Origin of the sequence: Labrenzia sp. 5N, from assembly GCF_012395805.1 — a bacterium.
In the GTDB taxonomy this organism is placed as follows: domain Bacteria; phylum Pseudomonadota; class Alphaproteobacteria; order Rhizobiales; family Stappiaceae; genus Roseibium; species Roseibium algicola.
Window position 1 is genome coordinate 36767 of the sequence record NZ_JAAZTM010000015.1, and the last position, 21874, is coordinate 58640.

Sequence of the window (21874 nt, forward strand, 5' to 3'; positions counted from 1 at the left end):
TCTACGCTGACTGAAGCTACAGTGACAGCACTCTGCATTGCGACGTTGATGGAAACCACATGCCGTCATCCTGACCGTTCAATGAATGACTGGTATCCACGCAGCCGCTGGCGAGTGGCAGACAACAGGATTGGGTTCAGTGAAGTCGCGCATCGGAAGCGATTCATCAATAGCTGTGCGGGCTCCCTGCGCGTCTTTGAGCCCACTGGCCTGATCTGTATCAGTGCCGTTTGAATACCTGAGAGCGTAAGGTCGGTGAAAGACGCACATTCACTGGTTGAAGAGCAGTGCGCAGGGTTCGGTGGACGCGTCCCGGCAAGGGTTCTGCAATTGCGCCCGGTCCTGTGAAAGAAAGGAACCAACGAGTCCCAAAATGCGAAATTTCAGAAACAAAGCCCGCTCCACCGGCTCCTTCGAGGCCGACCACCGGATCGCCAATCACCTGGCCTTGCTGTCCAGTTACGTACGCCTCAATGGGATCGGTCTCACGAGACAGGAAGGCCCATTGGATGCCATGGAAGTTGCGTTGTTGTTGAACGCGATCAGTGCACATATCCAGGCCGTGTCGGACCTGCACCGGATACTTGCCGGCAGCGTTTCCGAAGACGACGTTCAGTTGGGGGATCTTCTGGGCCAGATTTGCACAACCCTCAGGTCGGGCATTGCGGACGACGTCAATTTCACCGAAACCTACGCGCCTGACTGTGCCTTGCAATTCGACCATGTGCTCCCCGTTGCGCAGATCTTTACCGAGATCGTCACCAATGCTCTCAAGTATGGTCATCGCGCCGGTTCTGTCAGGCGGATCGGGATTGCCTGTCGAAAAGATTTCAGCGGACCGATCCTGATTACGGTCAGCGACAACGGACCAGGTCTTGGGAGTGCCGGCACCGGCAAGACCGACGTAGGATTGGGAACACGACTGGTAAAGGCGCTGTCTGCTCAAATCGGTAGCTCGATCGATTATTCATCAAGTGAGAGCGGCGTGACCGCAAGACTGACGTTGGCAAGTGCCAGCGCCGTGTTCGACCGGACGCTGAACCCGGACGAGCCACGCACAAGCATCAACAGGAACAGCTAGGGACCGGAGCGGATTTGGCGTGTCATGGGTTGAGCCGGCCCTTGTCGCGATATGTGCCGTGCTCTGTTCGACGTTTCCCGATACCATGGCGTCCAATGAATTCCCGGTCGGCATTCCAACTTCAATCATCGAGCACTGTGTGATGCACTTCGACTGACATTTCCGCCAGAGTGTTCCCGGGTCCCATAAAACTGCCGGCAACGGGATAAGATTTTTGGATCCGACGCTTTGGTTCGTGGGATCGAAAGCGACCCATCCCGCACCTGGTACGAAGACTTCCGCCCATGCATGGGTGGAGCCTGTACTTTCGTGACCCAAGAGACGCTTATCGGGATCGAAGAGATAACCGGAGACGATACGGGCTCCGAAACCAAGGCTTCGAACGGCCTCCGCGAACAGGACCGCGATGTCACGACACGATCCGGATCCACGCGAAAGCGTGTCCCGCGGCATCTGCGTACCCTCCATTTCACGGCTTAGATAGGCAACGCTGGACGAGACACCGATCGCGATGTCCCTCAGCAAGGACAACGTATCGGTTGGACGCCCAAGGACGAAACCCTCGGCCCATCTGGATAGTCGTCCGTCAAGGTCGGGATATTGCGGCGTTGCAAGCGCTCCTAGGTCGGTCACGTCGTCATCGGAATAGAAAAACGGGTAATTGATGGCCTCGGCAGCAATGGTGAATACCGGCCAGGCCGACGCGGTGAGTTCAACAGTTGCGCGACTTTCGACGAGCAATTGATCCGTCGGCGCGCTGAACCCGGCAGTCGCGACAGCATTGCCCGCGACATCATGGGCCCAGGTGATTTCTGCCTCTGGCGACACCATCAATTCATGCGAAATGAGTCGCAGGTCGCGCGCTTCACGCGGCCGCAACATCATCCGGTGAGGTCCAAGTAAGACCGGTTGCAAATAACGGTATACCGTTGCGTGATATGTGCTCAGCGTTGTCATCAGGGGCTCTCTGATATTTTTGAAGCAAGAAGGGCGCACGCTCACAGTGCTCAGCCGGCAAACTGATATCGACACGACGTGAGCCAGAGAGGAGGGGGCGTTCTCTTTCCGCAGCCGCCTTATAACCCGGCTCTGTCACACGGCAGGCGTCTTTGGCTCGACATGACTGAGGCCAAGCACCAGATCGTGCGGTACACCATCGAGCGGCATGAAGGCCTCCGGCCCGGCGGTGGCGATCGCCTGCCCGTCAAGCCGCGCCATAGCATCTTCAGTATGGGCCACACAAATTCGCACAATGTATCCGCTACTTTCAGACGTGCCGAAAAGCCTGACCAGTCCTCTGGGATATTGGGTGCCACGCGCAGGCGATTGCCCTCACGGGTAATGCCGAGGATCCACTCAATCGCCGCCCGGTGCATCCAGGCGGTTGTCTGTATTGCAATAAAGGCCAAAACCAGACCGAAGCCCCATGGGCGTACCCCGAAACGCGCCATCTGCGAGCTTTGGCAGCGTTCGTTAGTAACTGGCCGGCAGATCGGTTCCGCTTTCGCCAATTTGCGCCACGACCTGATGATAGCTAACGAGAAACCACCGAGCAGCAGGTACGATCGTGTGACCGGCTGGAAATCAAGATTGCAGGCCTCGCGCGTGACCGGGAAGGCAATTGCATTTTCTTCCGGTCGGCGCTGCAATGGCAACACACGCGGTGGCTTACGGGTGACGTATTGTTGTGCTGCCAGACTGGTCGCATGCTGCTCCAGACGTTAGACCCCAAACAACAACTCCGCACGTACAGGATTGATATCGTTCCAAGGTACTTTGTTTGCCCGTCGAAGTGGCAACCAACCGCGACACCCGACGATCATCAGGAACCTCCGATGCCAAATTCGGCCGAATATCAAGCGGCGGTATGCAGGTGCTGAATGTGAGGCGACGCCACAGGATATCTGCGGGCACCATCAGAGCCGGTTCACAACCTATCGCCAATTCACGCGGGCAGTATTGGGAGCAGTGTTTAATTTCCGCTTGGATCGGCAATCGCCCTGCCACAAATCCGGTTCAGGCTTTTTTGGCCTTCGGCGATGTCTCGATGCTCAAACCCTTGCTGAACGAGGGTGACGGGACAGGCTTGGTCTTTTTCTGCTTTGGTTTTCTGTCTTCTCTACCGCGGCGGCTTTTGCCCTTTGCCATTTCTTTCTCCTGTTCTCGCGTCGGAAGGCCATTTTCCGGCGTGTATCCGCGCTCCGGATAGTGTTCCGATCAGTTGCTTTGGCCTTTGACAGCTCCGCCTCGATGCTCCGGCAAGTTTTTCAATTCGACCTTGGTCATCTTGGTGTAAGCAAGGATTTTTCCGTTTCCATCGCGCATGAAGGCGATGCGTGACACATCAAGGGCAACTTGCTTGACTCCGATCCCGAAAAAGCCGCCAACTTCAATGACTGCCCTTGCGTACTGTCCGGTGCCGAGCATTTCGGAGACATTACCGATCACTTTGTCATCGGGTCCGAAGATATCGGCGCCCTTGACATTAGCGGCAATGATCTCGCCGGCCTGAAGGGGCTTATGTGATGAATGGTCCATGGGACCTCCTGGGTGTGGCTGGAGTGCGCGACAGGCGGTAGGCCCGATCAGGATTGCCAGACAGGCAAAAGTGACTTGTCAGCAGCTGTTTGGTGCCGGGTTTAACGGCGTCGCCCATCATTGAAGCTGTGTGACAACATAGCAGCAGTGGTGGCGATGCATGCTGATGTAGGTTAGCGTGTCGTCACATTTACGGCTAATCCGCAGCCAGATATTCGGTTGAGGGTCTCTGAACCGTATCGGCGGTGGTGATGCAAACTTTTGACCGCGCGTTTAAGTAGAGATCGACGAAAACCACCCCGGTTTACGGCTGGCCAACTGCAGCGGCTCGATTGTTGCCCTGAATACTTCCGGCAGGATATTCTAGCACGGTCGGGCGTCCTGAGTAGTTAACCAATGCATCGCTGAGTTCGGCCAATGTCGACAGCTCACAAGGCGCATGACCTAACGGCGACTTTAAGAATATCGCGAAATTGATCTAAGGGTCGTTTTTGGGGCGCACCCACGTCGATCCAAAGTTTGCGGATTTTGTCGGCTTCCAGGCCGCGACATTTCAGTCCGAACGACTGGAATGGGACGCCAAGCAGCCATTGAACCAATAGGTGTTGAACGGTAGTTCCGGGCCGACAGGAGACTGTCGGTTAAGAGGCCAAAATAGTGGGATAGCTGCGGTTCGCACGGTATCTGATTAACTGCGGCTTCCAGATTCATAGCGTCTGTCCTCGAAAGATTGGGATGGAGGCGCATTTCTGGGTGGCGGCATTGCTGCCTTTGTCCTGCTCAGCGAATGGGTGCCATAGTCCTCCCGCCGCAGACTGATCGAGCCACGCTAACAGGCTTGCTCTGACGTCAGCAGATATCTCGAACTGGGGCGGCCCGTCTTCTTTCGAACCACCACTGTGCTTATACGGATCGCAGCTCCACCGACCGTCGTTCCGATCTTCAACGTTACTAGATCGAAACCTCGCAGTTTGCTGTCGATTGCAAGATCGAACAGCACCCGGTTGCGCGTCCGTCCTTCCCGATCGAGGAAAAAGCGGATCGCCCAGATCTGGCGTTGCCTGAGAGGCTTCTTAACTCCAACGATTCGACCAGCATTCCATACTCCTTAGGCCAATATTGGCCGTCCGGAAGATATGCGAGCATGGTGAGCCAATGGGATCGTCTGCAGGCTCTAGGGTTTTATTTTCAAAACCAGCGATGGTTTGAGCTTGAAATGTCTTAGCCACTTCAGAAAGAGCCCAGACATTTATTTATTACCGTCAGGCGAAATGTACCCGTCTTTGGGTGGCGCCATTATGGTTGATCGGATTCTCTATATTCGTATACCCAACAAAAATTTGCACTGCTCGAATGCTGCGTCTGCAATGAAAATGACCGACGATTTATCCGATGCAACGACCACTTGCCATATTCTTCTTGTGTCGACCTTATTGCGGAATCACGCCCACCAGCCAATCTTGAAAACTGTCCTGTACGCATCGGCGTGGAGCAACATGGTCCTTGATCGTGCCTCCAGAAGGTTCCATCCAGGGGAGACGTCTGTCGAGTGCGTCCGCTACAGATGCCGTTTTGACAGGAACGCCCACCTGTTTTGGTCGTCAATGTTGACACGCTGATTACCGAAGAAGTCAGGTGTCGATCTGCCATGCGGTCAATCCCGGCTGACTTCCCAATCCACGTTGCCGGGGATGAGGCCTGGTTTCAAGGGATTGCAGCAAAGCGGCCTCGTCCTTATTGTCGGCCAGCTCCAGGCTCCAGACACGAAAGCCGGTAAGCTCATAGGCACCGAAAGACGTTATCATTGCGACGTCTGCCGCATCGTGCCCCCTGACCATCAGAACTCGTCCGGCTCTTGGCACATTGTAGCGAGCATCGAATGTGTACCATTTGCCGTCCAGATAAACTTCGAACCACGCGCAGAAATCATCGAAGCCCGTGTCGGCGACGCCTATGTCCCCCAGATAACCACTGACATAGCGAGCCGGAATTCCCATTGCCCGGCACAGGCTTATCGCCAGTTGGGCAAAATCCCGGCAAACGCCGGTTTTTTCCTTCAATACGTTCGCGGCTGTTTTATCCGGCCGGCCATATTCGTAGCCAAAGGAAACATGGCTGTGAACGAAATCACAGATCGCCTGAACCCTCGACCATCCCTCCTTCGTCCGCCCGAATTTCTTCCAGGCAAAATCCCCCATCAGGTCTGAGTCGCAGTAACGGCTTGCGAAAAGGTAGGTCAATGTTTCGTTGGGCAGGTCCTGCAGGGCGATTTGCGATGCGGCAAGTTGAACTTCATCCGGCTGACCGTCCACTTCGACGATGCAGTCGGACCAGAATGTGGAGATACCTGCAGGCGCGGTCAGGCGGGTAATGCGATTGCCATAGCCGTCGGTGTATTCCCGGATATCGGGAATGTCGATGTTCCGTACGCGATCGGAGCCGATCATTCTGCTGGCAAAATCGCTATGAACACTCAAGGCCAAAAGCATTGGTACAGGCGCCGGGCACGTGACGGTAATCTCAAACCCTATTCGGATGAGCATGTCGTTCTTCCTTGTGCGCGAGTGAAATAAGGTCCAGGCTGCAGCGCTTTCCGAGCCAGGAACAACCAACAACGGCATGCGGTGGCGACAAGGTTTAGATGACAACCGCTATTCGCATCCTTCACACTACACGATATCGCTATAGCCGGCCGGTAAAGTTTGGTGTTCACAGGCTTTTGCTGCGCCCCAGAGACGGCCATGATTTGCGACTGCTCTCGTCTGCAATTGCAATTTCTCCCGCACCCAAGCTGAGTTGGCACTTCGACACGTTTGGCAATTCGGTCGCTACCGCGGAGTTTTCCGAGGCCTCTAGCAGACTTGAATTCCGCAGTGAATTGCTGATCCGGCGGTTTTCCCACGATGATTTCGTTGCCTCTCCGGGGCGAAGTAGAAGCGCCTATCCATTCACGTACCCAACGGAAGATCTTATAGACCTCGCGCCGTTCATATCGCTTGAGAACCCGGAAGAGTGTCCGGTACTCGATGCGTGGCTGGCGGCTGAAATCGGTTACGGTCCGGATGAGGTCCTCGACTTTTTGCGTTTGTTGTCAGAAACGGTCAATCACAATGTGACTTATGTTCGACGGGAACGTAGCGGCACGCAGAGTGCAGGAACAACTCTGAAGAAAGGAACCGGCAGTTGCCGCGATTTTGCTTTCCTATTTATGGAAGCGGCGCGCCGTTCTGGCTTCGCAGCCCGCTTTGTCACGGGTTATCTAAACGATGTCCTGGATGACGGACACGTGCACTCTGGCGGCGGGGCAACCCATGCATGGGCGGAGGTATATCTGCCTAGCGAAGGCTGGGTCGAGTTCGATCCCACCAATCGCATCATCGGCAGCCCAAACCTCATCCGGGTTGCCGTTACCCGGACACCTCGACAGGCAATCCCTATCAGCGGAACATACGACCCGCGTCCCGGAGCGGTCTTTTATGGAATGGATGTTGAGGTCAAGACGAGTATCGAGCCCTATGATCCAAGGAATTCCGACTAGGACACAGCTGATCAAGAAAAGCAGATCTTACGCTTAGTGAGACAGCCTGTTCCTCTCCTCGGCATCGCCTAATCTACATCACAAGACCTGCAAATACATAGGAAGCACAAGCTGAAAGTTGCCGACGAATAGTCTTCTGACCGCAAAGCCAGCACCCAGGGCAATCATGGTTCATTAAAAATAACCCTCCACCGACACGTAAATGATCATCGCAAAGCTCAAAAATGCCAAACACGTCGTGGCGACGTCGGGTCCCAAGCGTTTTTGGAAAGTAGATCTGTTGAACGTCATTCTGCCCTCGATGTTGGGGCGAAGTATGATGGCTTCGGTCGGCAATGCCCTAAAAATTGCTGCCGCTGCTGTATTATATAGGAATATTTTTTGTATTTGCTAATTTTATTTTGAATGAAATTGAATTACATTATGGTTTTTCAATATTAAGTATTGCATTTTTTAAGAAAAATACTGGCATAACATAACGATGTTGATTTTTATTTCATATAAAACCTTCTAAATTTTGGTAATTCAAGCTCAATGCATAACAATGCAATTGCATTCTCTAAATTCAAAAAGTGCTACATAGAGGGTGACATTCGTTGACGACAAGCATGGAAGGTCCCACAAAGTTTGCCCTCTGCTAGACGCTCCGAACCGAGTTTCCTCCGGCGATGATACGCCTTATCAAGCTCACAACCGCCTGGTGCGCTTTTCTTTCGGCTTCTGTACCCAGGGCATTCTCGTGAGCGGCTGCGGCATCATGCAGGACGCCTACAATCTCGTGTTCGGGGAGAAGTTTATGATCGCTCAAGGCAAGCAGAAGTGCTTCGCAGATCGAAAGAGCGGCCATTCCCGAATAGTCTGCGTGGTCAGACATTGCAGTTTTCCTTTGTCGGAATTGAATTCCAAAATAGGCTTGAGGCCTCATGAAATTACCATTGTCGCAGGAAGTGCCCTAAGCTGGACTGATCGAAAGCAGTCTCAGCACAGACCATTGCAAGAAATCACTACCGGTCCGGTAGGTGCCACTTGAACGACATCCAAGATAGTCCCTTTACCCGCAAGTTGGCCGGATACGTCACGTTGTCGCCGGTTGAGCTCGAGGTTTTGGAACAATTGCATAAACGTCGCCGGTCTTTTGCAGCGGGGCGAGACCTCGTGCAGCAAGGTCAATCGGAGCAGGCAGCCTACATTCTTTCAGAGGGTTGGGTCTGCTCCTATAAGATTCAGCAGGATGGGACGCGCCAGATCATAGACTTCCAGATCCCAGGTGATTTTCTAGGCTTGCGCAGTGTGCTCTTGCGCACTTCCGACCATAGCTTTGAACCGGTAACCAACATCCAGGCTGTCGAGGTTCTGGCAGGCGATTTGTTTCAAGCATTCTCGCAAACGCCTCGCCTGGCAAACGCCATCCTGTGGGCTGCGTCGCGAGATGAGGCAATGGTGGTTGAGCATCTGGTGAATATCGGTCGTCGCGACGCAGGTGCACGCCTTGCGCATTTTCTGCTTGAACTCGGCGCCAGATTGGCTCTGGTCGGCATGGGGAGCAGGGCAGGTTTCGACTGTCCTTTGACACAGTATCATCTTGCCGACGCACTGGGACTAAGCGCAATCCATGTCAATCGTGTCCTACGACAATTGCGCGAAGATAGATTGCTCACATTTAGAAACGGTCACGTGACGTTCGATAATCGGCTTCGTCTCGTCGAAATAGCAGAGTTCGACGAGGCATATCTCGACCACGAAGGTCCATTGTTAAAATAGCTACGAGATAAAACAAAACCGGCAGCTACTTGATCTCTTCCAATCTGTCGCGCGTTGCTTGTGATTTTGCTAAATCTCTCCTTTAGCCCAGCTTTCGGCTGACAATCGAGATCTGCCAAGCCGACGGGAACCTGACTGCAAACAGTTGGTTCACGCGCATAACAGACCGGCATGCAAAAATTGCCGAAAAAAGCAGCGCTAACAGCTAGCGGACACGAAGGCATAAAAGGTTTCAGGCTAACTTGGATCAGCGCGCGTCATCGAAGCGCCGTGTAAAGTTATCAGCAAGATCGGGTCTAAGGGTACATCCCCCCTGAAAAGACTACGATTTCGATTTTGCAACGCAGTTATCAAACAGATCGGCAGCAACCAAGATGAACATGCGATCGACAAGGTCGACGGTGACTTTCTGCCATCCTTTCACACTAAAGGGCCGTTCAGAAATTCTACCAGCCGGCGCCTACGAGGTGCTGGTCGAGGAGGAGGAACTGCAAGGAGTGAGCTTTCTGGCCTACAGAAAGACGGCAACTTATTTGATCGTCATGAGACGGGGCAAGACCGAGATGCGTGAAATCTCCGGCGAAGATTTGGCAGCCGTACTCAGTCTGGATCAACTTGCATTTCAAGACAATTAACGAAGCGAAGCGGACGTTTCTCCGCAGGAGGACCTGAAATGAATACTCCCGAATGGCTGAAACCTGTAACGCTTGGCGTATTGATCGGAGCCGTTGCAGTGAGCGCGGTAGGATTTTCCTGGGGTGGTTGGGTAACGGGTGGAAATGCAACAAAAATGGCGAACACGCAGTCACGAGACGAAGTGATTGCAGCGCTGGTACCGGTTTGCATCGACCTATCCCACACCGACACAGAACGTGTAGCAAAGCTGGAAAAGATCCGTGAAACCGCTGCGTACCAGCGCTGGAATGCACTCATGGAAACTGGGTGGGCGATAGTTCCTGGTTCGGACAGCTCAGACCGAGATTTGGCGAAAGCCTGCCTGGATGCACTCGAACTCGACAAGTCATGATCGGGAGAGCACATCATGTCAGAAAACAAACCTGGTTCGGCGTCCGCAGAGGATCTCCAACTTCACAATCATGCCGCAGTGGATACTGTTGCTTTCTATGTGAAGGAAGGCCCGACACTCAGGGACTTTTTTCGTCACAAACCGCGAAATAGCCGAAGGGAGACTTTTGCGATCCAGGCAGCGGAAAATGAAGGCATGCAGATCATGTTGGACGAACCGAAATAACAACGAAGCCCTGCGGCTTATCTTGGCTGAAATTGATCAAATAACTAGGGAGAAAGCGTTTCTCGGGGTCAGGCGGGCGATACGAACTTCTGACAATCCACCTTACAGAACGAGAGCATTTCGTCCCGGTCAGCTGGCGCGTATGCAATTCTCAGGAAAGAATTGCCATGGCACTGGAAAACAACGGCACTCCCGGTTCGGGCCTATGGGTGGGTTGAGATTTTCGTGCCAGGAGCAGGCTGGATTTCATTCAATCCCACCAACAGGGCTTTCGGGTCGCCTCGGAGAATCTATCCTGCTTGGCTTGGCCCCTCTCAATCGAAAGCCGATCGAAGGCCTCTATACAAATGCCATTTCTCTGGTTGCGGAAGTCATCGAGGCTAAGACAAAGCCATTCACGCTCTGTGGAGAGATCGTTCAGTCGGCATTCGGCACACCGCCGGCCGATGAACGTGACGGAAAAGCGTTGCGGACTATACTGGCCTTGGGTCGTCAGGACATCGACTCTTGTGGTTTGACTGCTGCGCCGGAAATTAAGGTTCTTGGGGCAAGCGGCGACCATCTGATACTGGACACCGGAAAGCATGGGGCGACCGTGGGTTCCGAGATAACCTTCAGGCTCAACTACAGTGCATTGCTGCGCGCCATGACGTCTCCATTCATCGTGAAGACCCACACCTTGCCCACAAAACACGGAGCATTTGCGACCTGGATCGTTCACACGCCACAGTCATCGGAGGAGCTGCACCAATGGCATTGACATTTCCCAATCATAGCCGAAGTTACGATCCAGGGAAGCAATCCATACGCTTCACAGGATACGATGGTGTATTCGAAATCTCGGTTTTCGTTGAGGTCGCTATTCTCCAGGCGATGACAAAAGAGCGGCTTTCCGAAGAGATACACTATCTGGCAGCATTCGATGGCCTGCGAGCTGCAATCGAGCGGCATACCAGCAAGACTTATTCGCGCAGACGCAGGGCCACGGTCGTGCTCACGAAAGCCGATATTAAGTAGGCGTCCCTTTGCCCGGGATCCGGCACAGGTCGTCAGACGCAACCGGAAATCTCGCACTACAACATTCCGCCAATTTCAGTGGGAAAGAGCCATACCCATCGAATGGTTCGAACAAACTCGGCTCACTCAACAGGAGAAGATTATATGGCCAAAGGGCAAAAACGCGGAAATCGGGAAATAAGGAAACCTAAGAAGGTGCAAACGAAAACAGAAACGCCACAACCAGCGACACCAGCCCTGACCAGGGGTGTTTCGGCAACTGTCGCAGGTAACAAGAAAAAGTGACTTTGGCGTGATCGAGGAAAGATGCTGGCCTGCAAAATACCGCTAAATTTTTCGTGCTTGAGTAAGCTGAAGCTCTTTGCTTACAGAGACGGGATGGCGAACAGAGTTAGAATTCCCGCGTCCGCTTCGCCTGCACACCGACGCATGTCAGTTCGGATGTGCGTCTTCTCAGGGGTAAAATGGGACCATGAACCGGAAAGACTCGGCCAGCTCCACTTTGCGCGTGGTAGTGATGTCTGGTTCGCCCTCGTCCATTTCCTCGAAAGCTGCGCCAATCGCCACACTAGTGTGGTCGCACGGGTACAGGTTGAAGAGCGTGCGCGGGCGCCAGCCTTTCATCGGATCGCGCGACTGGAGCGAGTTCAATCGCAGGCAGCCGATCCACTCCGCGTTGTTAGCAGACAGCTCTGAGGAGGGCAGCGGTCGCTCGTGAATTTTCGCGAGTACAACTGGACATTGCTTGATGCTGATATTGTTGAATCCGTGCAACACGGTGCCACTCAAGGGCAAAGTGTCCGCAAGCATAAATTCAATAAATCTCTTTCCCTCTTTATTTTCAAAAAAACATGATAAAATAACGCGACAATTATCATGTGGTTTTATTGCGCCGTATGGCTCACTTTTGCTTTTCGTGGTGAAACAGTCCATATTTTCAGCGTTAGAAGACCAAAACCAGTAGTTGACATTCTCATTTAAAACCCATAGAAATGCGGCATCGATATTTTCTTGCCGAGCTTTGGTTACAACGCGATTGGCACCGCGTTCTTAACGAACCCTCCCTTTAAAGCATCGTTATCACCACCTGCGAGCCCTTTGCTTGCCGGTTCCTCTCTCTATGCTATGAAAGGGTTCATCATGACCACTGGCACAGTAAAATGGTTCAATTCTACCAAAGGCTTCGGCTTTATCCAGCCTGACAACGGCGGCCCGGACGCATTCGTCCATATCACCGCTGTCGAGCGTGCTGGTATGCACGAAATCGTTGAAGGCCAGAAAATCGGCTACGACATGGAGCGCGACACCAAGTCGGGCAAGATGTCTGCCTGCAATCTGCAGGCCGCCTGATAGATCCGGAATCTGCTTTCCCTTGACCACGGATGTACTGGCACTGTCGAAAGCATGAGACCAAGCAAGGCCAGGCAAGTTGCCTGGCCTTTTTCGTAACTGCTCACTGGTGAGCGGCCTCTACGAGGAAAGCCATGTCCGAGAACTACAGCAAACTTCGCCAGCACGCCGAATCCGCTTTTGGTAAAGCCCAGTCGCAACTCTTCGAACGCCAACGTGCGATTGAAGACCTGAACTCGATCGTAATTGCCCGCAACGAAAAGACTCAGAGATTGCGGGAGGCCCGGCTCGCCAAGGAATTGCGAGACAGTCTGGCCTCAGGAACCAAGCCGGCTTCGAAACGGGCACGAAAGTCCTGAAGCCGCTATACGTATCCCGTCAAATGGAATTGAGATTTGAAAAGAATTACAAATAGCGAACACACCGACCGCCGCGGCGCTGCGAAGGACGCCAAGGCAGCCCTTGTTGAGGCCTTTCGTGCCGCCAAGGAGGCTGCCGAACCGACCCGCGAAGCCAAACAGGCGGAGCGGCGTATGATCGCCGAAGCTCGTGAACAGCGCCGAGCCGAGCGCGAGCAGGCGAAACTTGAAGAACAAAATCGCGTTGCCGCTGAAGCAGCAGCAAGAGATGCCGCCGTTGCTGCCGCAGCCAGAGCTGAAATCGATGCGCGCGAGCTGGCTGACAAAACCCGTATCGAGCGGGTCCTGCAGGACGACGCAGCTCGTAAAGCTGAACGTGACCGGCGCTACGCAAATCGAAAGGCACGTCAGGCCTGAAGTTGTCATGACGCATGGTCGTGCTGCTGCCTATTGAGAATGACCGCAACCTAGTCCTCAGCTAGTCCGGTCTCGACACAGGCCAAGGCGTCCGCCGTGTGCGCCAACGGAAGCACCTTGTCCACGACGGCCGGCTGACGCCTGCGTCAAGTTCAGTCGCCTGGGTGATTATCCGACCTATGTCGGACCATCTGGGCGGTCGCAGACCTCAGCCGAGAGAAAATATGGATCTGGATCCATTCAACAGTCGGCCGCTTCGACGTAGCGGGCGAACGCGTGCGATGGCTGAATTGGCGGCGCATTTCGCTCTTTTGTTCTCCACGCAACGAAAATCCGGTTTTCGAATCTGAGCGCGAGTCATTGTAAACCCGAATGGGGGCCGAAGCTGCCCTTGGACCAATTGGTGTTGAATGACCGCAACGGGCCGGTGCTACCACCGGCCCTTTCGTCAGATCTCTACGCCTTCAGAGATCGTTAGCGAGTCTTCCAGTTCTACGCCGAGGTATCGGACGGTGCTGTCCATCTTCGTGTGGCCGAGAAGAAGCTGAACCGCTCGCAGGTTGCCGGTCTTTTTATAGATTTGGGCGACCTTCGTCCGTCTCAGGGAATGCGTGCCATACGCGCTCGGTTCCAAGCCGATCGAGCGCACCCAGTCCTTCAAGAGACGAGCGTATTGCCGCGTCGATATATGCGGGCGGTCATGGAAACGGCCAGGCCAGAGGTACTCGTGACCGGTCATCACCGGATTGCTGATCCACTCCATGAGGGCCTTTCGGGTGCCATCGGTGATTTCGAACCGCACCGGCGATTTTGTCTTGCTCTGCAAAATCGAGGTTCGTTCCTTGACTGCGCCAGCCGAGAAGACGTCCGCGACTTTCAGTCGGACCAGATCGCAGCCGCGCAGTTTGCTATCGACTGCCATATTGAAAAGCGCCAGATCACGGACGGCGCCGGCCAGTTCGAGGCGAACGCGGATCGCCCAGACATGTTTTGGGAGCAGTGGCCTTTTCTGACCGATAATGCGACCGTGGTTCCATGCCTTCTTGGCGGGCACCACCATCGGCAGGTTGAAAGTAGACATAGCGGTTCCTCCGAACCACTCCTACCCACCGCAACACTCGCGACATTCGAGCAAGCTATGATATGTCCATTCCTGGTGAAGCGGACAACGGCTGCATGGAGCCCATTTTGCTAGTTAGATCAAGTGCGGCTAAAGTCCGGTTAAGGTAGCGAGTGGGTGGTGGGCATGACCCGTAGATTTCAGGGTAATCATCTGGAGAAACTCGGAGAGAAAAATACCCTTCCGGTTCCCGACGCTTTTCGACGAGTGATTGATAATAAACCTTTGGTGGTTCATCCGAGCTTTCGCAATTTGTCCGTGAGATTCTTACGCAAGGACGTAGTTAATCACGACCTCTTGGCGAAACTCATGGAAGAAACCGGGCTGAATAATTCGCGGCTTCAGCGTTTGCTATCTCGCCTGCCTGCGGAGGTTCTTCTCAACGAGAATTCGTTTACTTTTCCGCAGGCGTTTATGAAATTCTTGGCTGCATTTTTCAACATAGAGAACGAGGTGCATTTGACGGCACGTGGAGATTTTTTTGAAGCGACCGATAAGACCACGTCTCAATTGAGACACGAAGCCCTAAGCGAAATTTGCGCACAGAACTTACCCGACGATTTTGACCCCAGTGAGCTTGTCGGTAACTTCGGTGAAGTTAATAATGAGACTTTGGAAAGCCTATCAAATACTGATGTTTCTGACGCATACGAGACGCTGGATGCTTGTGTTGACCAGTACTCGATTGCAGCACTTGTAAATGACGAGAAGTCAGCAGAATTATGCAGGTCGGCTCAGAAAAAAATATTGGAAAGCGCTGCTTTAGATCCGACGTCTCTGTTCAAAATGTCTTCAAGAAACTTCGAGAAACTTGTCTATTCTGTCTTCTCAGAACTTGGCTGTGACTGCGAACTTACGGCGTCTTCATCAGATGGTGGCTTTGATGTATTTGTACGAGCGAAGGGAGTGTTAGGGACACAGGCTCAGATTTTCGAGTGCAAAAGGTTTGGTCCTGATAGACCAGTTGGAGTGGAAATTGTGAGAAGTTTGCTTGGAACCGTGACCAAGGATTTGTGCAATGGCGCTACCTTGGTGACTACATCTACCTTCACTTCTGGAGCAAATGCATTGCAATCATCTAATTCATATATTTTGAACTTGATGGACTATGGACAGTTGATGAAGTGTGTGTTTAAGGCTGTAGGCCCGTTGGATAAAGCAGTTCATAGCTGACCTTCGGCCAATGGCAACTTTGTCCGCTTAGTGGGCCTTGGCAGCGAGGCAGACAACGCAGCCGCAGCGAATGGCTGCTATGCGAAGCCGCAGTGCAACTTCTGCTTAACTGACGAACGGCAGCAGTGGGCCGAAATTGCCAACGAAGGCTGGATCAACGAATGTCAGTTAGACCCCGTACGCGCCACGTAAGCCGACAATCCGTTCCTGGCCCCGTTTCAACTTTTTAAGCATCGCGTTACAGTTGAAAGTTCAGTTCTGCAGATTGGCTCTATGGCTGCCAAAATACATCACCTGTTGCGTTCACGTCTGTTGCCTTCGTCAACATCTTGAATGAAACGGATAACTTTGGTCCGCACCCGACATGTCGAGAACGTATCTTCCGGTAAAGTTTCAAGCGTTTCAGTTTCATCATGATCGAATGTGACCGGAACCAAGGCGACAAGCGTAGCTGGCAAGCTGTCGCCGTTCTGCCCGAGGAGCGACATGGCCGCCTCGATATGTCTAAGAACCTTCGAAAATGGCGGGTTCATGACAGTTCGCTGAAACTCAGCCCTGCCTTTGACCTCCTCGGCATAGGTCAGAAAACAGGTTTGAATCACCGGGACACCAAGCGTTTCCACGTGGGCGGCAAGCTTGTGGTGGCGCTCTATAGCGCAAATTTTCTCAGAAGGGTATCCGTTCGCCAGCAGTGTCGATACCAGTGCGCCAGTGCCTGCACTCGGTTCCAGGGTACAGAAATCTCCTGGCGGTCCCAGGTATTCGACCATGCGGTGGGCCACGCTGCAGGGTGTCACGTGGCACTCGCTTGCTTTGTCGATGACAAGAGGTTTTTTGATGTCCAGAGCCTTGGGAATGTCGCGGCTGGCCCGGTGCTGAACGGAGACAAAGAAGGGTTTGTTCGGTCGCGAATAGACGGATTTTTTCATTGCAAGCCTGTTGGAGAATTGGCGTCTGGTCAAAGCCGAGGGGGAAGGCCCCCTCGGCAGTCCTTTTGTCAAACGCTGTCGGACCGTTCCTTGAAGCCATCCGGTGCCGGATGTTCCTTTGAGTCTGTCAGGAACACTGCCACCCATGGGCGCATGTAATAGGCTTCTGTGCTGGTCGGATCCTTACAGATCTTGAACCGGAACAAACCGCACGCGCTGGTTCGGGTGCCTCGCAGGTCCTGCCAGATCTTGGAATATTGGACTTTGGTGAGTTCGATCTGGCGGAAGGCGTCCTTCCGACCGTAGATATTGCCTGTCGCCGCGACGATTTTCCGGTTCCCGGCCCTGAAATTGAGGATAGGCGGAAGTGTCGGTTTCTTATTCGGAACGACATAACCGACTGCTTGCATCAGGTCGCGCCAATCGTCCGCGCTAAGGTCGAGCGATTCCGCATTGGCAATATGCAGCGGCAAGGGTGCCGAGCTCGTTAGTTTGAAGCCGGTCTCGTTGACCTCGGCATTAGGCTTGTGCGCGCCGTGCTCGCGGGCAAAACCTTGCAGAATGACGGACGTTATCTCTCCTTCGTATCGCTCAACCGGTCCCAGCAAATCACGTTCGTATGCCAGCCGGTTCAAGATGTGATCGATCCAGCGGCGACGAGTCTCGCTGTCCAGGATCTTTTGAGCATTGCGCATTGAGGTTTCCCGCAGGTCCTGAGCAGTCATGGAGCCATCACGGAAGGCGCGTTGATGGTCCCAGTAACAGAGATCACCAGTTTTGAGACGCATGCCGGAGAGTTTGGCGATTGTTTCGTCGCTTGTGGCTTTCTCCCAAACCTTCACGCAAAGGGCGGCGTGATTAAGCGCGCGCTGATGGTCGCGCAATTCGGCCAGCAGGGTTTTGATGCGGTTGGCACGGACGCGAGGATTGTTTTTCATGTTGGCGAAACGTTCAACGCCCGCAGCCTTCCATTGCCAGTACTGAACCGATTTTGCGGCCCTGACCGACTTGTCCATGGCATTGTGCATGCGTTCCTGGGTTTTCCGTGCCTTGCGTTCGGAGTGATGCCCGACAAGAATTGGTTGGCCCATGTAGAATGCCTGGGAAAGATCGTCGGCGGCCCGCATGAAGGCGTTTGATTCACGGTCCCGTTTATCAGCAAGGGCATCGAGGCGTTCGGCCTTTGCCTCGGCCCGCTCCGCCAGCGTGGTCATCTCCGGTTCGATTTCATCAGCCAGTTCTATAAGGAAGTCTTCGCGTGCCGGGGTCCATTTGGGAGCAACAAACAACTCCTGTTTCGGTGCCCACTTGAACCCCATCTCTTTGACGTGTGCGTATGTTTCGGCGTCTAGCCTGCGATCTGCGTAAAGACGTAGCTTGTTGTCTTCCGGGCTATAGGTTGCGGTGTAGTTGTCTTGGCTCATGAGGTTGCTCCGTTTCCTTGAACTTGGCCGTTTGGCTCGTTTCATTTTCCGCGTCGCCGGAAACGGGGGCGGCAGGTCAAGGACCGGAAGCGGGGAGGGGTATCACCCGCGCGCACAAGGCGAAGCCGCGGAGCGTGGGGAAACCCGGCTAAAGGCCGCCTAGCGGTTCATCCTTGATCGGCCGGGGGCGGAGCCCCTTACAAGAGAAGTGACCGGTGTACAGCCGGACATTATGCGATAGGGGAGCGGGTCAGGTTCGGGAGAGGAACGCGATCGGGACGGTTTACCGGCGCGATCCTGTTTTTTGGAGGACCTGGACCGCTCCCCACCGGGGCAACGCCCCTCAGCTGACAATCTGCCCGGCCCGTCAGGGCCGGTTCATTCTCCCAGAAAACAAGAATGAAATTTGCGGGACTGTTTCCTTATGGAAGCGGCCAGCCACGCGGGGATTATCACAGGGCTGGCCGCACCGGGCAGCGTTACGCTGCCGCTTCGATAATTTCCTCAGGCACAGGAGTGCCGTCAAAGAATGTCATCAGACTTGGCACCCAGCCGGTCCCTGCTACCTTGTCGTAGGCATAGGCTGCGGCTTCCTTCTTCTTCATCTTGCGAACAGGAGCCGCTGTTTCCTCTCCGCAAGCCTCAACAAGGCTTTGGTGAATGATTTCGAGCTTCACTCGGGAGAAGTAGTTTTCGGCAGTCGGATGGAAGTGCTCGGTGACATCTGTGCCAAGGGCCAATCCGATCCGGTTGCCGTGATCGACGCCAGTTTTGTTGTAACCCTCGCCATACTCGATTGCATTGATGGTCTGGGCGACACAGAAGGCCTGCAACTCCAGCAGGGTCATTTGCGAGACGTTCAGACACCAGTTCCAGAGTTCAGCCGGATCAAGAGGCAGAACCGATTTCCAGCTTTCACGCTGGCGCTCAATCGCATCCAGAACCTTGCACCGTCCGGCGTCCTTGATCTGGCTTTCCAGGCACGCGCTGTCGAGGCTGATTTCAATCGTGCCGTTGTCCCGGGCCGCGCTGTGGTTATAGAGCGTCTTGATCGCCATGGAATGAACTGCAACGGCGAGTGCAACATCAGGGTTCTTTGCCAACTCCATGCGCAGCACGGAGGTCTTGCAGGCTGTCAATTCGGCAATCAATGCCTTGGAATGGGACGCGGTATCCAATTCCTTCTCTTCAGCCTTGTCGCTGGTGGCCGGCTTAGCCTTTGCATCTGCCGGGTCGATCAGCCCGCGCTCTACGCGCAGCTCACCATGATAGCCAATTGAAATGATGGTGCCGCAAGCCGCTTTCTGATCACCGGAAAACTCAGCGACGTATTTTGCCTGCAGGTTCTCAATTGCCTCGTCAGCAACCTCGAAGGCCACCCGGTCTTCCTCGTTGCCTGTTTCGTTGTAGCGAGTGGCCGCGTCGTCACTTTCTGCCTGCAAGCGCCGAAGCTCTGTCTGATCTTCGTCGGAAAACTGCGGCTGCTTCGGATACTCCCGCCCAAATGCCTGCATAGCAGTGTAATCAAGCTCAGCATGGTACCGAACCCATTTCCAGCCCTCGGCAGCGATTTCCTGAGTCACCAATTCGATCTTTTCGCTCACCAGTTTTTCGACCACAGCAACGTCTTCGACATAACCGCCGTCACGCTTCGAAAAGAGATCGCAGATCACGATGCCACCTGCGTTGCGCACAGCGTCCAGACCACCGATGAATTGGATCCTCTTATCGGATGCGGGGATCTTGCCATCGGTCAAAGCCCGGCGAATGTCATAACCGTTGCGGTAATGCCGTGGCAGTGAGTTCCAGACCTGTTCCTGTGCCTCGTGATCGTCACTGACGGTGAACGCTTGAAGCTGGGACAGTTCCATTTCACCTTTCTCGAAAAGCTCAAACAGAACCGGAGAGACACGGGCGAGTTTCAGGCGCTTGGTGACGATCAACGCGGTAGTGCCAAAGCGCTTTGCGATTTCTTCCACCGCCGTTCCCTCATCGGCAAAAACTTTGAAGGCGCGGAACTGGTCTGCCGGGTCCATGGCTTCGCGCATGACATTCTCGGCAAGGCTGAGTTCGGTTGCTTCCTCCTCGGTTCTGACCTGGCAGGAGAGTTCATAGTCAATCGTCAGTACACCTTCCTTGATCAGATATTCCACGGCTCGAAAGCGGCGGCCCCCACCGGTCACCAAATAGTGGCCCCGTTTCACATCCGGGCGGACAATCAGGTTCTGCAACACGCCATTGACCGCAATGTTGGCTGCAAGTGATTGAATGCCGTTCTGATCTGCTTTCTTACGGACGTTCTTCGGGTCGAGCGCGAGCTTTTTGAAAGCGACTTTGATTTCGTTGGTGGTGGCTTTGGTCTTGGTCATTGGGTCTGCTCCTGTTTCCCGAAACTTCGCCGATATGGCTCGTTTCATTTTCCGCGTCGCCGGAAACGGGGGAGGACGGTCAGGGACCGGAAAGAGGAGGGGTATCCCCGTGCGCACAAGGCGCAGCCGCGGAGCATGGGGAAGCCGCTTTTCCGGCCGCTTTGCGGTTCATCCTTGACCGGTCGGGGGCGGAGCCCCTTCAAAAAAGTCAATGACTGGCGCAGCCAGGCGGATACCTTTGGGGCTTACTTGCTCGGTCTCGTGGGGCGCGGATTTGTAGCGCTCATTGGAGAACATTCCGGTGGTCGCTGTGAAAACAACGAAAGCAAAATCCCACCGGTGATTAGCAGCACCGTGATCACCAGCGACAAAGCTGGTGGAAATTTCTCCAGAGGGAATAAATCAGCGAGGAAAATCTTGCTGCCGATGAACACCAGAACCAGCGATAGCGCAAATTTTAGATAGGTGAACCGAGCGATGAGAACCACAAGTACGAAATACAGCGCTCGAAGCCCAAGGACTGCGAAAATGTTGGACGTGTAGACAATGTAAGGATCAGTCGTAATCGAGAAAATCGCCGGAATAGAGTCAATTGCGAAAATGAGGTCGGCGGTTTCGACCATGAAGAGCGTCAACAGCAATGGTGTTGCAAGATGTCTCGATCCGGAGCGGATGAAAAACCGGTGTCCGTGGAGATCGGACGAAAGTGGCAACCATCTACGTAACAACCGGAGAACTGGGTTGTCGGCGACTTCAAATTGATGATCGCCATTCAAGAGCATCTTGACGCCAGTGAATATGAGAAACACTGCGAAGACGTACAAAACCCACTCGAAGTGGGAGACGATTACCGTACCTGCGCCAATCATCACACCGCGCAAGACAATTACCCCCACAATCCCCCAGATCAGGACCTTGTGCTGATAAGCTCTTGGTATCGAGAAGTAGCTGAAGATAAGGGCAATGACGAACACATTGTCCAATGACAGGCTCTTTTCGACGACATAGCCTGTCAGGTAGAGCATCGCGGCGTGAGCGCCGAGCATCTGCCAGATCCAAAGGCTGAACAGCAGTCCCAAGCTGATGTACAACGCGGAAAGAAGCAGGCTTTCTCTAAGACCAGTCTCATGTGGACGGCGGTGTAGAACGCCCAAATCGAAAACGAGCAGCCCAAGCATGAGTGCAAGGAATGTTCCCCACATCCATATCGGTTCACCCATCACTTCCGTCAGCAACAGGTTCATGATTTTAGTTCCACCAGCGCCAATAACTGACACCGAGCACAGAAAAGGGCTGGATAGTCGTGCAGGGCGCGCTCAAATCGCGCTGAAAGGACGTGGGACGGATAATACGGCTTTGCAAGTGGCTAATTGAGAAAAACCTCTGCACTGGGCGCTAACCTACTTCCGTAAAAAACAAATAAACAGAGAAAAACTTGCTCTCCCAAATAAAGTCAAATGTTTGACCGCAGATGATGCTGAAACTATTTTTTTAGTCTAATGGAAGCGTGGCCTGGAGCGAATTATCTGAAAGCTCAGACGGTCAG

The 21874-nt window shown here is 53.8% G+C and carries 23 protein-coding genes and 1 pseudogene; 12 read left to right on the plus strand and 12 right to left on the minus strand.

Annotated elements, in window-relative coordinates:
- The first annotated feature begins 373 nt into the window (after positions 1-373).
- The gene (locus HEP89_RS15660; RefSeq protein WP_168692459.1) at positions 374-1081 is read left to right on the plus strand and encodes a sensor histidine kinase; all 708 of its coding nucleotides are present in this window, start codon (positions 374-376) and stop codon (positions 1079-1081) included.
- Positions 1082-1202: 121 nt separating this feature from the next.
- Here the strand turns inward: HEP89_RS15660 and HEP89_RS15665 are convergent.
- From HEP89_RS15665 to HEP89_RS15680, 5 genes and pseudogenes are all read right to left on the minus strand, one after another.
- A pseudogene (locus tag HEP89_RS15665) lies at positions 1203-2038 on the minus strand (transglutaminase family protein).
- Between the two features lie 135 nt (positions 2039-2173).
- Positions 2174-2299, minus strand: coding sequence for a hypothetical protein (locus tag HEP89_RS29860; protein ID WP_265733500.1), 126 nt, complete (start codon positions 2297-2299; stop codon positions 2174-2176).
- A gap of 798 nt (positions 2300-3097) precedes the next feature.
- The gene (locus HEP89_RS29865) at positions 3098-3229 is read right to left on the minus strand and encodes a hypothetical protein (RefSeq protein WP_286201053.1); all 132 of its coding nucleotides are present in this window, start codon (positions 3227-3229) and stop codon (positions 3098-3100) included.
- Between the two features lie 69 nt (positions 3230-3298).
- Entirely contained in the window at positions 3299-3619 is a 321-nt protein-coding gene (locus HEP89_RS15670) for a PRC-barrel domain-containing protein (protein WP_062487908.1), read from the minus strand.
- 1631 nt (positions 3620-5250) lie between these two features.
- The gene (locus tag HEP89_RS15680; RefSeq protein ID WP_353622310.1) at positions 5251-6066 is read right to left on the minus strand and encodes a transglutaminase family protein; all 816 of its coding nucleotides are present in this window, start codon (positions 6064-6066) and stop codon (positions 5251-5253) included.
- Positions 6067-6260: 194 nt separating this feature from the next.
- Between HEP89_RS15680 and HEP89_RS15685 the strand changes: the two genes are divergently transcribed.
- The gene (locus tag HEP89_RS15685; protein ID WP_168692461.1) at positions 6261-7157 is read left to right on the plus strand and encodes a transglutaminase family protein; all 897 of its coding nucleotides are present in this window, start codon (positions 6261-6263) and stop codon (positions 7155-7157) included.
- Between the two features lie 637 nt (positions 7158-7794).
- Here HEP89_RS15685 and HEP89_RS15690 read toward each other — a convergent pair.
- Positions 7795-8031: a hypothetical protein gene (locus tag HEP89_RS15690; RefSeq protein ID WP_062487915.1), complete on the minus strand. Its 237-nt coding sequence runs from the start codon at positions 8029-8031 to the stop codon at positions 7795-7797.
- Between the two features lie 152 nt (positions 8032-8183).
- On the opposite strand from HEP89_RS15690, the gene HEP89_RS15695 reads away from it, so the two are divergent.
- The 6 genes from HEP89_RS15695 to HEP89_RS15720 all read left to right on the plus strand — a co-directional run bounded on the left by HEP89_RS15695 (position 8184) and on the right by HEP89_RS15720 (position 11187).
- The gene (locus tag HEP89_RS15695) at positions 8184-8918 is read left to right on the plus strand and encodes a Crp/Fnr family transcriptional regulator (RefSeq protein ID WP_077292257.1); all 735 of its coding nucleotides are present in this window, start codon (positions 8184-8186) and stop codon (positions 8916-8918) included.
- Positions 8919-9292: 374 nt separating this feature from the next.
- Positions 9293-9553 carry a hypothetical protein gene (locus HEP89_RS15700; RefSeq protein ID WP_077292258.1) on the plus strand — a complete coding sequence of 87 codons (261 nt, stop codon included), beginning with the start codon at positions 9293-9295 and terminating at the stop codon, positions 9551-9553.
- Between the two features lie 38 nt (positions 9554-9591).
- Positions 9592-9945, plus strand: coding sequence for a hypothetical protein (locus HEP89_RS15705; protein ID WP_077292259.1), 354 nt, complete (start codon positions 9592-9594; stop codon positions 9943-9945).
- Between the two features lie 15 nt (positions 9946-9960).
- Positions 9961-10170: a hypothetical protein gene (locus HEP89_RS15710; protein WP_168692462.1), complete on the plus strand. Its 210-nt coding sequence runs from the start codon at positions 9961-9963 to the stop codon at positions 10168-10170.
- Between the two features lie 304 nt (positions 10171-10474).
- Positions 10475-10930 (plus strand): hypothetical protein, encoded by a 456-nt coding sequence (locus HEP89_RS15715; RefSeq protein ID WP_168692463.1) that lies wholly within the window; start codon positions 10475-10477, stop codon positions 10928-10930.
- Positions 10921-11187 (plus strand): DUF1488 family protein, encoded by a 267-nt coding sequence (locus tag HEP89_RS15720; RefSeq protein ID WP_077292262.1) that lies wholly within the window; start codon positions 10921-10923, stop codon positions 11185-11187. The genes HEP89_RS15715 and HEP89_RS15720 overlap by 10 nt, the downstream gene beginning before the upstream one ends.
- Positions 11188-11640: 453 nt before the next feature.
- Here HEP89_RS15720 and HEP89_RS15725 read toward each other — a convergent pair whose 3' ends face one another.
- Positions 11641-11976: a hypothetical protein gene (locus HEP89_RS15725; protein WP_208997673.1), complete on the minus strand. Its 336-nt coding sequence runs from the start codon at positions 11974-11976 to the stop codon at positions 11641-11643.
- A gap of 351 nt (positions 11977-12327) precedes the next feature.
- Between HEP89_RS15725 and HEP89_RS15730 the strand changes: the two genes are divergently transcribed.
- From HEP89_RS15730 to HEP89_RS15740, 3 genes are all read left to right on the plus strand, one after another.
- The gene (locus tag HEP89_RS15730) at positions 12328-12537 is read left to right on the plus strand and encodes a cold-shock protein (protein WP_062491466.1); all 210 of its coding nucleotides are present in this window, start codon (positions 12328-12330) and stop codon (positions 12535-12537) included.
- Positions 12538-12671: 134 nt separating this feature from the next.
- Positions 12672-12896 carry a hypothetical protein gene (locus HEP89_RS15735; protein ID WP_062487923.1) on the plus strand — a complete coding sequence of 75 codons (225 nt, stop codon included), beginning with the start codon at positions 12672-12674 and terminating at the stop codon, positions 12894-12896.
- 36 nt (positions 12897-12932) lie between these two features.
- Positions 12933-13313: a DUF6481 family protein gene (locus HEP89_RS15740; protein ID WP_062487924.1), complete on the plus strand. Its 381-nt coding sequence runs from the start codon at positions 12933-12935 to the stop codon at positions 13311-13313.
- A 448-nt stretch (positions 13314-13761) separates the two neighbouring features.
- Here HEP89_RS15740 and HEP89_RS15745 read toward each other — a convergent pair whose 3' ends face one another.
- Positions 13762-14394 (minus strand): tyrosine-type recombinase/integrase, encoded by a 633-nt coding sequence (locus HEP89_RS15745; protein WP_077292263.1) that lies wholly within the window; start codon positions 14392-14394, stop codon positions 13762-13764.
- Between the two features lie 165 nt (positions 14395-14559).
- Here HEP89_RS15745 and HEP89_RS15750 point away from each other — a divergent pair, with 165 nt between their 5' ends.
- Positions 14560-15606, plus strand: a complete 1047-nt coding sequence (locus tag HEP89_RS15750) for a restriction endonuclease (RefSeq protein ID WP_156912452.1) — start codon at positions 14560-14562, stop codon at positions 15604-15606.
- A 290-nt stretch (positions 15607-15896) separates the two neighbouring features.
- Here HEP89_RS15750 and HEP89_RS15755 read toward each other — a convergent pair whose 3' ends face one another.
- The 4 genes from HEP89_RS15755 to HEP89_RS15770 form a co-directional block, all read right to left on the minus strand.
- Positions 15897-16535, minus strand: coding sequence for a methyltransferase type 11 (locus tag HEP89_RS15755; protein WP_168692464.1), 639 nt, complete (start codon positions 16533-16535; stop codon positions 15897-15899).
- Between the two features lie 68 nt (positions 16536-16603).
- The gene (locus HEP89_RS29735; protein ID WP_168692465.1) at positions 16604-17959 is read right to left on the minus strand and encodes a DUF3560 domain-containing protein; all 1356 of its coding nucleotides are present in this window, start codon (positions 17957-17959) and stop codon (positions 16604-16606) included.
- A gap of 479 nt (positions 17960-18438) precedes the next feature.
- Complete coding sequence (locus HEP89_RS15765) at positions 18439-20328, minus strand: ParB/RepB/Spo0J family partition protein (RefSeq protein ID WP_168692466.1); 1890 nt, start codon at positions 20326-20328, stop codon at positions 18439-18441.
- 245 nt (positions 20329-20573) lie between these two features.
- Positions 20574-21572 (minus strand): TerC family protein, encoded by a 999-nt coding sequence (locus HEP89_RS15770; RefSeq protein WP_168692467.1) that lies wholly within the window; start codon positions 21570-21572, stop codon positions 20574-20576.
- Positions 21573-21874 lie beyond the last annotated feature (302 nt).